14 protein-coding genes are annotated in these 15,436 nt (G+C 43.9%); 6 read left to right on the top strand and 8 right to left on the bottom strand.

What is annotated here, in order from left to right:
- Nucleotides 1-60 precede the first annotated feature (60 nt).
- Nucleotides 61-942 carry a translation elongation factor Ts gene (tsf, locus tag B3V51_RS07065; protein ID WP_071002284.1) on the top strand — a complete coding sequence of 294 codons (882 nt, stop codon included), beginning with the start codon at nucleotides 61-63 and terminating at the stop codon, nucleotides 940-942.
- A gap of 195 nt (nucleotides 943-1,137) precedes the next feature.
- Here tsf and B3V51_RS07060 read toward each other — a convergent pair whose 3' ends face one another.
- The 4 genes from B3V51_RS07060 to hflX form a co-directional block, all read right to left on the bottom strand.
- Entirely contained in the window at nucleotides 1,138-1,947 is an 810-nt protein-coding gene (locus tag B3V51_RS07060; RefSeq protein WP_212563894.1) for a lytic transglycosylase domain-containing protein, read from the bottom strand.
- Nucleotides 1,948-2,452: 505 nt separating this feature from the next.
- A complete protein-coding gene (locus B3V51_RS07055; protein WP_212563893.1) occupies nucleotides 2,453-3,142 on the bottom strand; it encodes an LrgB family protein in 690 nt (229 codons plus the stop codon).
- Nucleotides 3,143-3,158: 16 nt separating this feature from the next.
- Nucleotides 3,159-3,593 (bottom strand): CidA/LrgA family protein, encoded by a 435-nt coding sequence (locus B3V51_RS07050; RefSeq protein ID WP_212563892.1) that lies wholly within the window; start codon nucleotides 3,591-3,593, stop codon nucleotides 3,159-3,161.
- 349 nt (nucleotides 3,594-3,942) lie between these two features.
- Entirely contained in the window at nucleotides 3,943-5,376 is a 1,434-nt protein-coding gene (gene hflX / locus B3V51_RS07045; RefSeq protein WP_212563891.1) for a ribosome rescue GTPase HflX, read from the bottom strand.
- Nucleotides 5,377-5,683: 307 nt separating this feature from the next.
- Between hflX and B3V51_RS07040 the strand changes: the two genes are divergently transcribed.
- Nucleotides 5,684-6,484, top strand: coding sequence for a lysophospholipid acyltransferase family protein (locus B3V51_RS07040; protein ID WP_093067814.1), 801 nt, complete (start codon nucleotides 5,684-5,686; stop codon nucleotides 6,482-6,484).
- 131 nt (nucleotides 6,485-6,615) lie between these two features.
- Here the strand turns inward: B3V51_RS07040 and B3V51_RS07035 are convergent, their stop codons facing one another.
- Both B3V51_RS07035 and B3V51_RS07030 read right to left on the bottom strand, forming a co-directional pair.
- Nucleotides 6,616-7,656 carry an aldo/keto reductase gene (locus B3V51_RS07035; protein WP_093067818.1) on the bottom strand — a complete coding sequence of 347 codons (1,041 nt, stop codon included), beginning with the start codon at nucleotides 7,654-7,656 and terminating at the stop codon, nucleotides 6,616-6,618.
- 48 nt (nucleotides 7,657-7,704) lie between these two features.
- Nucleotides 7,705-8,202, bottom strand: a complete 498-nt coding sequence (locus B3V51_RS07030; RefSeq protein ID WP_186475099.1) for an FKBP-type peptidyl-prolyl cis-trans isomerase — start codon at nucleotides 8,200-8,202, stop codon at nucleotides 7,705-7,707.
- A gap of 161 nt (nucleotides 8,203-8,363) precedes the next feature.
- Between B3V51_RS07030 and B3V51_RS07025 the strand changes: the two genes are divergently transcribed.
- The 4 genes from B3V51_RS07025 to B3V51_RS07010 are packed head-to-tail and all read left to right on the top strand — an operon-like array spanning nucleotide 8,364 to nucleotide 11,500.
- Nucleotides 8,364-9,032, top strand: coding sequence for a DUF1294 domain-containing protein (locus B3V51_RS07025; RefSeq protein ID WP_286708163.1), 669 nt, complete (start codon nucleotides 8,364-8,366; stop codon nucleotides 9,030-9,032).
- Nucleotides 9,033-9,052: 20 nt separating this feature from the next.
- A complete protein-coding gene (locus B3V51_RS07020; RefSeq protein ID WP_093067827.1) occupies nucleotides 9,053-9,844 on the top strand; it encodes a hypothetical protein in 792 nt (263 codons plus the stop codon).
- A gap of 18 nt (nucleotides 9,845-9,862) precedes the next feature.
- Entirely contained in the window at nucleotides 9,863-10,678 is an 816-nt protein-coding gene (locus B3V51_RS07015; protein ID WP_093067831.1) for a Hint domain-containing protein, read from the top strand.
- An 18-nt stretch (nucleotides 10,679-10,696) separates the two neighbouring features.
- Complete coding sequence (locus tag B3V51_RS07010) at nucleotides 10,697-11,500, top strand: hypothetical protein (protein ID WP_286708162.1); 804 nt, start codon at nucleotides 10,697-10,699, stop codon at nucleotides 11,498-11,500.
- A 129-nt stretch (nucleotides 11,501-11,629) separates the two neighbouring features.
- On the opposite strand, the gene lspA is transcribed toward B3V51_RS07010, so the two are convergent.
- Complete coding sequence (gene lspA, locus B3V51_RS07005; protein WP_286708161.1) at nucleotides 11,630-12,280, bottom strand: signal peptidase II; 651 nt, start codon at nucleotides 12,278-12,280, stop codon at nucleotides 11,630-11,632.
- A complete protein-coding gene (ileS, locus tag B3V51_RS07000; protein WP_286708160.1) occupies nucleotides 12,273-15,131 on the bottom strand; it encodes an isoleucine--tRNA ligase in 2,859 nt (952 codons plus the stop codon). The genes lspA and ileS overlap by 8 nt, the downstream gene beginning before the upstream one ends.
- Nucleotides 15,132-15,436: the final 305 nt, after the last annotated feature.

Genomic DNA, 15,436 nt, shown 5'->3' with positions numbered 1-15,436 from the left:
CATTAAGATATCGAATAGACATTAATTCCTCTTATACATAACTATACTAAGGTGACTCTTATGACAGAAGTAAAAGTATCTGCCAAAATGGTAAAAGAACTGCGTGACCGTACTGGTCTTGGCATGATGGAATGTAAAAAAGCGTTAGAAGAATCAAACGGTGATGTTGAAGTTGCCATTGATAACCTACGTAAATCTGGTCAAGCAAAAGCAGCTAAAAAAGCGGGTAACATCGCAGCGGACGGCGCTATCATCATCGCTCAAGGCGAAAACAAAGCATTCTTGTTAGAAGTTAACTGCCAAACTGACTTCGTTGCAAAAGACGACAGCTTCACTGCTTTTGCAGAAAAAGTGGCTAACGTTGCACTAGAAAACAACGTCACTGATGTTGCTGCCATCTCTGAATTGCCTTATGGTGATGGTCAGACGGTTGAAGAAGCACGTGTATCTTTGGTACAAAAAATCGGTGAGAACATTCAGGTTCGCCGTGTTGAAGTACTTGAAGGCGCTAACATCGCTGCATACCGTCATGGTCTACGTATTGGTGTAGTGGTTTCTTATGAAGGTGGCGACGCTGACACTGGCAAAAATCTTGCCATGCACATTGCAGCGTTCAACCCTGTTGCTGTCGATGATGAAGACGTTGCTGCTGATGTATTGGCACGCGAAAAAGACATCATCGAAGCCAAAGCAAAAGAGTCTGGCAAGCCTGACAACATCGTTGAAAAAATGATCGAAGGTGGCCTGCGTAAGTACCTAGACGAAGTAACTTTGCTACGTCAGCCATACGTTATGGACAATGACAAAAAAGTTGGTGATGTCCTAAAAGCTGAAGGCGTAAAAGTACTTGGTTTCAAACGTCTAGAAGTTGGTGAAGGCATTGAGAAGAAGCAAGAAGACTTCGCTGCTGAAGTTGCTGCAACTCAGGCTGCTAACAAGTAAGCACCAAGTAAGAATTAAGTCATATTGGAAAATACTGTGAGTGCTGATTCAGCGCTCACAGTTTATCTTTATAACTGATGACCTATTAAGATATAAAGCGTCCAAGCACAAAAAAGCCCGTTAAGAAATTAACGGGCTTTTTTGTGTCTGGCTTTTTAGGTCGCCGGTCTATTTCATTTCTAGCTTAGCTCTGGCTTAGCGTAAAGCATCATAAGCTGAGTTAGCATAGCTGGCACTATTCACATTATTGCTAGTGCCGTAACTGACGTTGCGTAACCCACTGTTAATGGTGCTACTGACTTGATTGCTGGCACTCATACTGGCGCCAGATAGCCCAGCATCATTCTTATACAAGCTATGATAACGGCTCATGACTCTTTGCACATAGTTACGGGTTTCTTTAAAAGGAGGAATACCGCCGTATTTATCGACATTACCTTCACCTGCATTGTAGCCAGCTACTGCATGTTCGACATTGTTATTGAAACGGCGCATGAGCCAAGCGATATATTTGGCTGAGCCTTCAATATTGTCTGCAGGGTTCCAAGGGTTACTTACATTAAAGCGACGAGCCGTCGCTGGCATTAACTGCATGAGGCCTTGCGCACCGACAGGTGAGCGAGCATTGGGATTGAAAGCAGATTCGGTATGCATCATTGCTTTCATAAGGGCAGGATCTACGCCATGACGTTCAGCAGAGGCGCGAATGTAGCTGTCGTAAGCATTACGGCTACCACTCTTGCTAGCGGCACTGCTACCATAGCCATTGCTACTATTAATGCCGTCATACATTTTAGAGTCTTTATAATAAGTGACTTTAACTTTCTTAGTGAATTTATCAAAATTGCCACTAGGATTGACGTTGGTCAGTAGTACTTGTCCAGCTTTGTCTTTATAGATATACATATTGCCAGCGTTGGCAGCAGTAGAAAAAGTCGAGAGGGCAATCGCACTTAATAAAATAGGAGACAAACAGCGAGTAATCAAAGTAGCAGTATTTATCATAGTGTTATCACTTTTTATCGAATAATAGCAAATTGTTTTGCCTATAGACGCGTCATTTTACGCGCTTAAGCGTTCATCGGGGTTGCAGGATTTTATAGCTCGTCATCGATATAGCCACCTAGCAAATACCACGTTTAACAAGAACCACTTGCAATAGATACAAAAAATAATAGTTGCTTACTATAACATATAATAACTTTTTACCGCATTAGATTGACAAAATAAGTTGTAAAATCAAATTTTTATCGTTAAACAAACTTAAATAAATCAAAGTGCTATATTTTTGAAGATTGTTAAATATCTATTTATATTGGATTACAGGCAAGCACTTTTTTGATGCGTACCTTATTTTAATTCTCTAAAATGCAAAGGTGATGACAATAGTTGGATGAGCCAAATGTCATGTCTATTAGTCTCGTTACTGAGTAAGCAATAACAATAAAAATAATGATTGAAATGATGAAACAGTGCTCAGTCATCTGTTAAAGCGGTAAGCAAAGTCAGTCTAGATGCCTAACGCACTGATAAATACAGGCACCCAAATAGCAGTCACTAAACCGTTGACTGCCAGTCCAAATGCCGCATATCGTCCTGCCGTATGGCTGATTTGCCACGCTTCTACTGTACCAAATGCGTGAGCCGCCAGTCCAAGTGCAAGACCTTTAGCTCGATCATCATTGATACCGCGAAACAAAAAACGGGCGACAGCGCCGCCAATGAGACCTGAGACGATGATGATCAGGTTCGCCAGTGCTAATGGCGCATTGATTAAATCGGCAACACTCAGGCCAATGGGAGTAGTCACAGAACGGGTAGCAAAAGCAAGTATGCTGTCGTGACTCAATGAAAATAGATAAGCCAATGACATGGGCAGTAGGGCACCAATGACACTAGCAATAACAACGATCAAAGAGAGCTTTTTGACAGGCAGTCCTTTAAAGTTCATTGCGGCTAGTGGTACCGCCAAAAGTACTGTGACATATCCTAATAGATGATCGAATATAGGCTTTGCCGCGCTGTAGTAGTTGTCATAATCCCATTGCAATAAAAATAAGAAGACCAGTACCAAAACGAGCGCGGTAATTACCATCGGTAACCATGATAATTTACGCGCTAACATACGTGCAATGACGTGTGCCGCCAAGGTTAGAAGTACGGCTGCTAAGGTCGCCATAAATACGCTGTCAAAAGTCATAATATCTCTCCGCAGCTTACGGCTGTTCCTTTTGCTGATTAGTCGTGCCGCTGTCGGCATTGGCATCTTGACTCAACCAGCGATTGGCCAGTAGCGCGAGTCCCCACATCGGTATGAGCGTGCTTACTATCATTGTGACCATCACACCCAACAGCTCATCTCCTAGCGCGAATAGCAGTAAGCCTGCACCCGCTGAGACGGGCAGAAATGCAAAACCACTATCGACGAGGAGGGTGTTACTGGCTTGAGTGAGCCAGTTAGGCAACCCTTTGAGCAATCGCCATATCATCAAGATAACAAACATCGCCACCAAGCCGACAATATTGGCGGCTTTTGCGATACCTGCCAACTGACAAAGAACCACAGCCGTCTCTCGGACAACGATAACCATGGTCAACGTTAAAATTAACGAAATCCATAGCGGGAGATGGGAGGAGTGAGCAGGCTTCATAAGCAGTGTGGCCAAGTCAGATATAGGTGATGAGTTTATAAAAACGAGCGGGCGATGGTATTAATGATATAACGTGAAAAATAATATTATTAACGCTGATAATAGACAGTAGTGACATTTCAACTTTTGAGTGGCGAGTATTACCTATCAATATTTGTTGAATGTATAACCGTTGATTATATAGAGAATAAGCTTACTAATAAAGCTTGTAGACACATTCAAAAAAATAGACGATATCGATTGATACCGTCTATGCTATTTTAACCTACTGTATAAAAGATTGCTGTCTAACAGTATGAATCAAAGGTTTACTTATCTATTGACGTCAACAATCGTTTTTCAGCAGCGACTATTTTTCAGAATCAGCGGTTTGTGAATTGAGCGCATTAAATTCGTCAAATGCTCTTTCTTCTTCTGCTATCATCGTCGGCTCTTCAACTTCATGTTCGTCGGGCTGCTCAAATTCCTCAAGTACTGGCATCAGCAATGTTGCTTGTGCAAGCGGTAATACATCGGTGGGCTTGAGATTGGCTTGTCCGAGTAGTTGTCTTAGTCTATCGCTTGGCAAGCGAATCGTCAAGCACTCATGGCCGCTATCATCATAGCTTTCTTTTTCAATAACACCAAGCTCGTACAAGGTATTTTTTAACTGTCCTGCATGATAGGGTAGCGTCAAATCAAAAGTGGTCAATGTGCCAGTTAGTAGCTGCTGCACGGCTAATGACAACTCTTCTATGCCTAAGTTCTCTCTAGAAGACACATAGACACGATTAGGTTGACCTTCGCTAGCATAACCAATACGTGCAGGCTCGTCAGTCAAATCAATCTTATTATAAACATTGAGTACCGGCACATCGTTATCAATTTCAGCCAGTACCTCTTTGACCGCCTGAATTTGCTCATGCATATCTTCACTAGAAGAATCGATGACGTGTAATAATAAGTCCGCCTCTAGCGTCTCTTCTAGCGTTGCATGAAAGGATTCAACCAATTCATGCGGCAGATGACGAACGAAACCGACGGTATCAACCAATACCACACGACCAACGCCTTGCCAGTCTAAGCGGCGTAGCGTTGGATCTAGAGTTGCAAACAGTTTATCAGCCGCATATATATTTTCATCGACTAAGCGATTAAATAAAGTGGATTTGCCCGCATTGGTATAACCAACCAGTGAGATAGTCGGTACGTCTGATTTTTGGCGGCGTGCCCGGCCCTGAGCACGAGTCTGTCTGACCTTCTCAATTCTACTTTTGAGCTGCATGACGCGCACTTGTAGCAAGCGACGATCGGTCTCAAGCTGGGTTTCGCCGGGGCCACGTAAGCCAATACCCCCTTTTTGACGTTCCAAATGCGTCCAACCACGGACCAAACGTGTCGATAAATGGTTTAGCTGAGCCAGCTCTACTTGTAGCTTACCTTCGTAAGTACGAGCCCGCTGAGCGAAAATGTCTAAAATCAAACCAGTACGATCCAGTACACGGCATTTCACCAGCGCTTCGATGTTACGCTCTTGTGAAGGCGACAAGCTGTGGTTAAACAGTACAATATCCGCATCATGCTCGCGCACCAGTTCTGCAATTTCCTCCGCTTTACCGCTACCAACGAAATACTTGGCGTCAGGGCGTGCACGTGAGCCTGTGACCAGTGCCAAACGATCGGCACCTGCTGAATCCGCCAACAATTCAAACTCATTGAGATCATCAGGATCTTGAATTTGGCGAATATCTAAATGTACTAAAATGGCGCGCTCGCCACCTTCATGTCTTTCAAAATAATCCAAAGAGTATCACCTATTTAATAAAGTAAATATATCGCTATTATCAGTTCAGTATACTTTGATATAGCGTTCATATGATTGTCTATATGTGGTCTTATCACTTGATGTTAAAGGGTATGAGCACAATTAACGATGGTTTTATGTTACAGCGATGACTGGGATTAATTTTTTATAAATCTGCTTTATTGCCCGTTTGTATAAAAGTGAGCAGCCACTGAATGGATACCCTATCACTGAGCGTATGAACTTTGTTATACTGGGCTCGTTTTTTTGACTATTAAACACCCGTTATTTAATCATGAGGGCGAAGATGAGCCGAGCTAAATCAAGCTTTTCACTCAGACGACAGTTGGGGCGCGGTAAGCAAATTGCTGGCATGACCACCACCATCGCTGGTGGTATGCGTGCCGCTCAACGCATTGGGGCATTCAAGCAGCCACCGCGCGAAAAACTACCACGCTATATTCAAACGTTTTGTCGCAAGATGGCAGGCTCATTTGGGGTCAAGGTCGTTGAGGTGGAGCCTGTAGAGCAACATCACGGCTTGTGGGTGTCAAACCATGTGTCATGGATGGATATTCCTGTCGTTGGTACCGTGAGTCCAGCGTTTTTTTTATCCAAAGCTGAGATTGGTGAGTGGCCTGTGTTTGGCAAGCTCGCGCATGCGGCAGGCACACTTTTCATCGAGCGCGGCTCCGGTGATGCAGGCTCCGTATCCTCACAAATAGCTGATTTCTTAGCCAAAGGTTTTTCGGTGATTTTCTTCCCTGAGGCGACCACCACTAGTGGCAAAAAAATCAAGCGTATTCATGGGACATTGCTCCAGTCAGCGATAGATGCTGACGTGCCTATCAGACCCATTGTTATCGCTTATGTCGATAAAGATGGCACGCTTAGCGACGCGCTGCCATACTATGGCAAGATGACAATGAAGGACAGCATGAAAAAAGTGCTCGATAGCAAAGATGTCACTGCGTATGTATTGCCACTGGCGCCGCTAGATCCAAAAGGCTGTACCAAAAGTGAGCTGACTAATTTGTTGCAAGCACGTATGCAAGAAGGGTTGGCAGAACTGCATTCACGAGTACTTCGTGTACCCGTTGAAGATTGATTATTTATAGCTAAGCCAGTTTAGTTAATAAAAAGGCGCAAATCGCGAGTTATATGACTGCGATTTGCGCCTTTTTTGTGTCTATAATAAATGCAGGTGTAGCAATTTATAGACCGCTGATCTAGATCGAATTAAGGGGATGGATTGGGATGTTGTGTGTGTACCGCTTCAATCGCTTCCAATACATCTGCTGTTAGCTCCACATTGACACTATCAATGTTTGACTTGAGCTGTTCGGTTGTCGTCGCGCCAATGATATTGCTGGTGACAAAGTGACGTGAATTGACAAAAGCCAATGACATTTGCGCCATGTCCAGTCCAGCATCAGCGGCGATCTTTGCATATTGCTCGGTCGCTGATACCGCTTGCTCATTGGTATAACGGGCAAAGCGATCATACATCGTCAAGCGTGCGCCATCTGGACGCTTGCCATCGAGATATTTACCAGACAATACGCCAAAACCAAGTGGCGAGTAAGCAAGTAGCCCCACGTTTTCGCGATGGGCAATCTCAGCCATACCAACTTCGTATAAACGGTTTAATAGGCTATATGGGTTTTGCACCGTGATAGGCGCGATCAAGCCATTTTTGTCCGCTTCCCATAGATAGCGCATGAGTCCCCACGCCGTATCGTTTGATAAACCATAAGCACGAATGCGACCTTTTTTGATCTCATCATTTAAGGCCTGAATGGTCTCTAGAAAGGGTGTTAAGTCATCTACTGCCTGTGCTGCCATGTCCTCTGTATAGCCGCGCTGACCAAAAAAGTTTGTGTTACGCTCAGGCCAATGCAGCTGATAAATATCGATATAATCGCTTTGCAAGCGCTCAAGGTTGCTATCGATCGCGCTACTGATATGCTCAGCATTGAAGCGTGTTTGACCATCACGCAAAAAATCCATCGGTGATATTTTGCTGGCAAGGATGACTTTGTCACGCTGTTTGGTTTTATCAAACCAAGTACCCATGAATCGTTCGGTATCACCTTGTCTGTCTTTATCTGGTGGTGATGGATACATCTCTGCTGTATCCCAAAAGTTGACGCCCTCAGAGAGTGCCATATCCATCTGGGCGTGTGCCTCAGCCTCGGTGTTTTGCTGTCCCCAAGTCATCGTACCTAGACAGATCTTAGATACTTTTTCATCGAATTGCGGTAACGTTGTATATTGCATTCGATTGTCCTTTCTCGTTTTTTTATTGTGGATTGTGCGTTTGGACAACTACATAAGTTGTATACCAGTGACGCCAGGTGGTGTGACCTTAAAGATTTTTACTTTAAATAATACGTCTTGCCCAGCCAGCGGATGATTGAAGTCGACTTCGACTTGGTCATCATCAATGGCACTGATCGTACCGGGCAAGGTGTTTTTGCCTTTGTCTTCGAATTCAACCATCATACCGACTTCTGGATTGTCAGCGACGAGCGCAAATTGAGTACGGCTAAAATGTTGGATGTTTTCAGGATTCCACTCACCAAATGCTTGCTCTGGCTCAAGGTGAGCTGTGCGCGTGTCGCCTGCGCGTAGATTCATAAGTACCTGCTCAAACCCTGGCAACAAGCTTTCATCGCCGATAGTCAAAGATACGGGCGCATCACGACTAAACGTTGAGTCAATGACCGTGCCGTTTTCTAGTGATACTTCAAAGTGTAGGCTAACAAGGCTACCAAAGGTGATGCGCGTGTCTTCATTTGGATTAATAAATTGAGATTGAGTCATAATAAAAAACCATCGGTTGCTGGAATAAAAGAATAAAGAATCTGAATGCCGTATTATAGTGTAAGAAATGATAAGCCATCTGCGATTAGATGTAAGCGTCAATAATGTAACGCATATGGTGTACTATAACTGGCAATTCTAAAAGATATGAGGTGTCGGTGGTGAATAAACAACAAGGCACTGTCAAAAAATGGCAGGACGATAAAGGGTTTGGCTTTATTGAAACTCAAAACGGTGACTCTGTCTTTTTTCATGTGAGTGAATTTAAAGCACGCCGTCGTCCTGAGGTTGGCGAACAAGTGGTATTCACCATGGGACGAGACAATCAAGGGCGCTTGCGGGCAACAGAAGTACAAGAGCTGTACTTTGTACAACAAAAAATGGCACAAAAAAATCAGCAAATCCGTCAGCGCAACCAAAAAAGTAGCCATCAGGCAGAGTTTGAAGCAGGACAAAAGAAACGCTCGTTTCTTGGACTGGCTTTTTATGGTGTCTTAATTTTATTAGCAGCAACCGATAAATTAAGCTGGCTGGTGGTCGGCTGGTATGCTGCACTAGGGTTAGTCACTTATATAATGTATGCCAAAGACAAAGCTGCTGCCCAAAGTAGCGACTGGCGTACACCTGAGTTTACATTACACGTGCTGAGCGCGCTTGGCGGTTGGGTAGGGGCGTTATTGGCTCAGACGTATCTGCGGCACAAATCACAAAAGCCTGAGTTTCGAGTGACTTATTATTTGACCGTTGTTGTGAACATGGCAGGTTTGTTGTTTTTATTGGCAGGTGGTGGGTTAGAGACTGTGACTGATGTATTATCAGAGTTGCTATAAATGAGAACTAAGACATACATATGGATAATGTGATTATGAATACGTCAGGCTTCGTTGGTGGCACATTGGTGCATACCAATAGAGGATTAGTACCGATCAAAGATATTAAAGTCGGGGATATGGTTTTATCTAGAGATCAACACAACGCGGAAGGTGAGCTAGTCTATAAGCCAGTACTTCATACTATAGTCACAAAAGATATGCCTGTGTTTTTTGCTACCTTTACACCTGAGTCTGTAGACGACTTACCATTCGAACAACTAACTGATCATAACCTTTATGTGGATTTGTTATGTACCGCAAACCATCCGTTTTGGGAGAGAGATATAGGATGGAAAACTGCTGCAGAGTTGAGTAGAGGTAACATTACTGTTTTAAAAAATAACGAATCTGCATTCTTTGAAGGAGGTAGTGAAGAAGGGGGAATTGAAGTTGTATTCAAAACTGATAAAAATGCGGTTGGTTTTATTCCTAATTTTTATGATCAATCAAACAACGGACGATTTGTTGACTTAGAAACAGGGCGTACTTTATATTTTGGAAGTTATGCCCCAGTATTTGAAAAGCTTTTCGTGGAAGATTCGGGGTGGAAACAACGACTATTAGAGCAAACCCCAGTAGAGTTAAGAGACAATGCCGAGTTTTATAACTTCCGTACAGGCTTTTGGCAAGATGATGCAGGTATCGACTGGGCAGAGGGGGAAGGGCCAGTTACCACTACGGTATATAACATTGAGGTAGCAGATACTGATACTTACTTTGTCGGTGAGCAGGGGTTGTGGGTGAATGGTGATAATCCTGACAAGACATAATTTTGGCGAATGAATAATATGAATAAAGATTTTTCAGGTTTCACTGCCGGCACCTTAGTACATACAGAAACAGGACTAGTACCAATAGAACAACTAAAAATTGGCGATAAAGTACTTTCAAAAGCAGCTAATGGTTTAGGTGAACTGATATATAAAGCAGTAACGAATACTATGGTTACTGAAAGTGTATTGGTGAAGCTATTAGAATTATCGATTGCAATTGATTCTTCATTACCCATGAAAGAACAAATTGAACTTCAGAGGTTAGTCGATGATCAACCTTCAACTCGATTATTGATAACAGAGAATCATCCATTATGGGTATATGACAAGCAATGGATAAATGCTAAAGAGGTAAAATCTCAAGATATTTTAATTAACAAAGACTTGATTAAATATTCGGCTGAGTCTGGCAATAATTCCTATGACACTACATCATTAAGACAAATTTATAGAACGGATAGATCGAATATTGGTTTCGTACCAAAATTCGATGAAGACATTCCTGCTCAATATGGCAGTCTAATTGATTTAACAACAGGCGAGGAGCTTCAGAATAGTGTCACTTATCAAGCAGTGACAGACAAGTTATATGAGCATGATGAGGAGTGGAAACAACGTCTATTAGAACAAACGCCAGAAGCTGATCGAGAAGGTGCAGAGTTCTTTGGTTTTCGTCAAGGTGAATGGAAAGATCCTGATACTATAGATTGGGTAGAGGGCGAAGGTCCTCTTACTATGACGGTATATAACATTGAGGTAGCAGATACTCATACTTACTTTGTCGGTGAGCAGGGGTTGTGGGTGAATGGCAATAATCCTGACAAGACATAATTTTAGCGAATGAATAATATGGATAAAGATTTTTCAGGTTTCACTGCTGGCACTTTAGTACATACAGAAACAGGACTAGTACCAATAGAGCAACTAGAAATTGGAGATAAAGTGTTGTCTAAGGCAGCTGATGGTTTGGGTGATCTGGTTTACAAGAGGATAACTCGGACGACAACTAATGATGCATCAATTTTCATGATGTATTTTAATACTTATGTAAATCCACAATTGAATTTGGCAGATAGAGTTAATCTAAGACGTAAGTTAAAGAAACAACAGATATTGCCTGAACCTCTATTAATGACAGCAGATCATCCCTTTTGGACACAAAACAGAGGTTGGGTGAGAGCAGATAAATTGAACGCTCAAGATATCTTAGTGACTAAGGATAATACTTATTTTACAACTGATAGTGGAGGTGGGTATGACTATAGATATGAAGGCATAATACCTATGTATCATGCAAATAAAAAAGGATATGCTTATCAGGTAAGCTTTGGTGATGAAACAGGCGAACTCAAAGGATCATACGTTAATTTATTAACAGGAAGGTATGAACTTTATACAGATCCAGCACCAACATGGATAAATAAATTGTGGCAAGCTGACTCAGAATGGGAGCAACGCCTATTAGAAAAAACACCTAAAGATGAACGTGAACATGCTGAGTTCTTTGGTTTTCGTCAAGGTGAATGGAAAGATCCTAATACTATAGATTGGGCAGAAGGCGAAGGTCCTCTTACTATGACGGTATATAACATCGAGGTCGAAGACACACATACTTACTTTGTCGGTGAGCAGGGGTTGTGGGTGAATGAATAGAGATTGTGCAGATAGGTCAAATTAACATATATATTCAATCGTCAAAAACAGACAAAAAAAGGTGGGTTACGACTGCGTAACCCACCTTTTTAATTTATCAATTAAATTAATATCTCTAACTATAGACGGTTATGACCGTGGCATTTCACGCTTCTTTTCCAAAAACAGCATATCGATGACAATCAGTACAACACCGAGAGAAATCCCAATATCTGCGATATTAAAAATGGGATAATGCCAGACATCAGCATAGTGCACATGGATAAAGTCAATCACATGACCATGTAGTAAGCGATCGATCAAATTACCAAGCGCACCGCCCAATACCATGGCAAGTCCAAGCGAGAGTAGCGTAGCTTTACGAGGCGCTTTGAGTAAATAGATGATTAGAAACAGCGACATGAGTAATGCCAGCCCTGAAAAAAACCACTTCTGCCAGCCGCCAGCATCTGCCAAAAAACTAAATGCCGCCCCGTAATTATAAGCAAGTGTCCAGTTGAGAAATGGCTCAATCACGGGCACTGGATCATGAAAGGTCAGCTTGGTTTCTGCCAGCCACTTGGTCCACTGATCTATGACAATGATAATCAGCGCCAGTGCATACCACATAAAAGCACGAGTACCATTGGCCACCAGTTTTGGTGTCTTCTTTGTTGACTTGCTCAGGCGGCCTCTAGGCGTGGTTGAGCTACCTGTGGTCGCATGAGCAGGCTTGGGCGAATGATCAACCTCAACCTGCGAGTCATGCGGGCTTTCAGATGAATCCGTTGGGTTAGGCATAATGACGTACCTCGCCGTCACCACTGACGTTGGTCACGCAGCGCGCGCATAGTTCAGGGTGTGCGCTATCTGTGCCGATATCATCACGGATGTGCCAGCAGCGTACGCATTTAGTACCAGTGGCAGCGCTAACTTGTACCACTAAGTCGATAACTTCATCTGTACTCTCTGCGGTCGTATCGTCTGTCTGCTTGGACTCAGTAGGTGCTTCGCTCATTGGCTTTAGTTCTGCGTTGCTAGTGATGAGTACAAAACGAAGCTCTTCATCAAGCTTGGCTAGACTTTCATACATGGCACCGTCAGCGTATAGGCTCACATCGGCAGATAAGTTGGCATTGATGATTTTTTCACCACGTGCGGTTTCGATATGCTTGTTTACCATGTCTTTGGCGAACATAATACGCTGCCAGTCATCATTGCTGATAGCACTTAGCTCAAACGCTGGGAACTCGTACCACTCTTGGGTAAACACGTAGCCGCCTTTATCAGCCTCACGTTGGTTCAGTACTTCCCATGCCTCTTGCGCCGTGAATGATAAGATCGGTGTGATCCAGCGAATCAGCGCATGAGCAATATGGTAGATTGCCGTCTGGGCAGAGCGGCGCGGCTGACCGTCTTTTTGGGTGGTGTACTGACGGTCTTTGATGATGTCTAAATAAAAACTGCCCAAGTCTTGCGAGCAAAACGCGGTCACGTGCTGGGTGACTTGGTGAAAGTCCATCGCATCATAGGCACTGATGATTTGCGCTTGTACGGTTTGCGCGCGCTCAATGATGAATTTATCAAGACTGACCAGCTCGTCCATCGGTACACTGTCGGTTGCAGGATTTAAGTCATCAGTATTGGCCAGTAAGAAGCGCAAGGTGTTACGAATACGGCGATACATATCGATCGCGCCTTTAAACACCGTCTTACCTGCGCTCATCTCATAACGATAATCGCTAGACGCAATCCACAGACGCAACATGTCCGCGCCCGTTTTGTTGATCTCTTCTTGCGGCGTGATGATATTACCCAATGACTTACTCATCTTACGACCGTTTTCATCGACCACAAAACCATGGGTCAGTACTTGCTTAAACGGTGGGCGCTCATACATGGCCTCTGACGTCAGTAATGACGTTTGGAACCAGCCGCGATGTTGATCAGAACCTTCTAAATACATGTCAGCAGGATTGGTCAGCTCATCGCGTTGCTCAAGTACGGCGAAATGCGTCGTGCCTGAGTCAAACCACACGTCCAATGTGTCCGTTGCTTTGTCATAATCAGCCGCTTCGCTACCTAAGAAGTCCTCGCAGCTGGCGTCAAACCACGCTTCAACACCGCCCTCAGCGATTTTTTGCGCCGCAGTTTCCATCAGCTCAAGCGTATTTGGATGTAGCTCGCCTGTTTCTTTGTGCGTAAAGAACGTAATCGGCACGCCCCACGTACGCTGACGTGAGATACACCAGTCAGGGCGACCATTCATCATCGCTTCGATTCGGTTCTGCCCCCATGCAGGTGTCCAGTTGACCGATGGAATATCAGCAAGGGCGCGAGCACGTAGACCTTGGGTTTCCATATTGATAAACCACTGCGGCGTGGCGCGGAAGATAATCGGTGACTTATGACGCCAGCAATGTGGATAGCTGTGTTCAATTTTGGTATGGCTGATTAGATGGCCATTGTCATGTAGGGCAGCGATGATTTTTGGATTGGCTTTATAGATGTGCTCGCCTGCGAAGATCGCTGCGCTGTCTAGATAAACGCCCGTACCGCTCACTGGGTTTTCCACTGGTAAGTTGTATTTTAGACCAACGATATAATCGTCGAGACCATGACCGGGTGCAGTATGTACCAAACCAGTACCACTATCGGTAGTCACATGATCGCCTAGGATAATCGGCACTTGGCGGTCTTCAATCAATGGATGCTGAGCGCTCAATCCTTCAAGCTCACTGCCTGATACGGTCGCGAGGACGCCTTTATTCTCAAGGCTGAGCGCGGTCATTGCAGCGTTAACAAGGTCAGTGGCCAGTAACAAGTTACCCTTTGAAGTCGCGACCACACTGTAGTCATGCTCAGGATGGACTGAGATGGCTTGGTTGGCAGGTAGTGTCCATGGGGTGGTGGTCCAGATGACCGCAGCGATGGTATCGTCGATGGCTGCCATGGCATCGAGCTTGTCCGTACCCAATACATCAAAGCTCACATAGATGGCGTCAGAGACTTTGTCTTGGTATTCCACTTCGGCTTCTGCTAGAGCAGAGCCACAATCCAAGCACCAGTTCACTGGCTTCATGCCGCGCGTTACGTGACCATTTTCATGAATTTTTGCCAGCGCGCGCACGATGTTGGCTTCCTGCGCAAAGTTCATGGTCAGATAAGGGTTGTCCCAATCGCCAAACACGCCCAAACGTTTAAAATCGGCCTTTTGCAACTCAATTTGGGTACTGGCGTATTCGCGGCATAAACCACGGAATTCGGTAGCAGACACTTTTTGACCGACTTTGCCGACTTTGGCTTCGACTTTTTGTTCGATTGGCAGACCATGACAATCCCAACCAGGGACATAAGGCGCATCAAATCCTGATAAGGTTTTTGATTTGACAATAATGTCTTTTAGTACTTTGTTGACCGCGTGACCCAAGTGAATCTGACCGTTGGCGTATGGAGGGCCATCGTGCAAAATATACTTAGTCGCACCAGCACGCGCCTGACGAATTTTACCGTACACGTCATCTGCTTCCCAAGCAGCTAACCAATCTGGCTCGCGCTTGGCAAGGTTTGCGCGCATCGCAAATGGCGTATCCGCAAGGTTCAGCGTGTCTTTGTAATCTTGGCTTGGTGTGTCAGTGCTTTTATCAGTCATAGAAGGTATCTTTTTAAAAGGTAGGTTTGTGTGTCGGTTAAAACCGGCTACAAGGCTCGATGTTCAACGTATTTCAATATAGTGCTGAGGTTAATGCTGTGTCGATAATACTTAATTACTAATAATAGTAGGTATATTGCTCATCATAGTCGGTTTATCAACCGCCATGTCAATAAATACCCATTGTTGCTCATTAGTCTGCAAATAGTTACGTCAATAATAAATGGTAACGAGACGATTGCAACATAAAATATGCTAGTAAAAATAATTCAAAAAAATATTTAGATCGGCAGCTATTATATGAC

Origin of the sequence: Psychrobacter sp. UBA2514 (assembly GCF_002341255.1) — a bacterium.
Classification (GTDB): Bacteria; Pseudomonadota; Gammaproteobacteria; order Pseudomonadales; family Moraxellaceae; genus Psychrobacter; species Psychrobacter pacificensis.
Note: the sequence above shows the minus strand (reverse complement) of the source record. Positions and strands in the feature narration are given on the sequence as shown.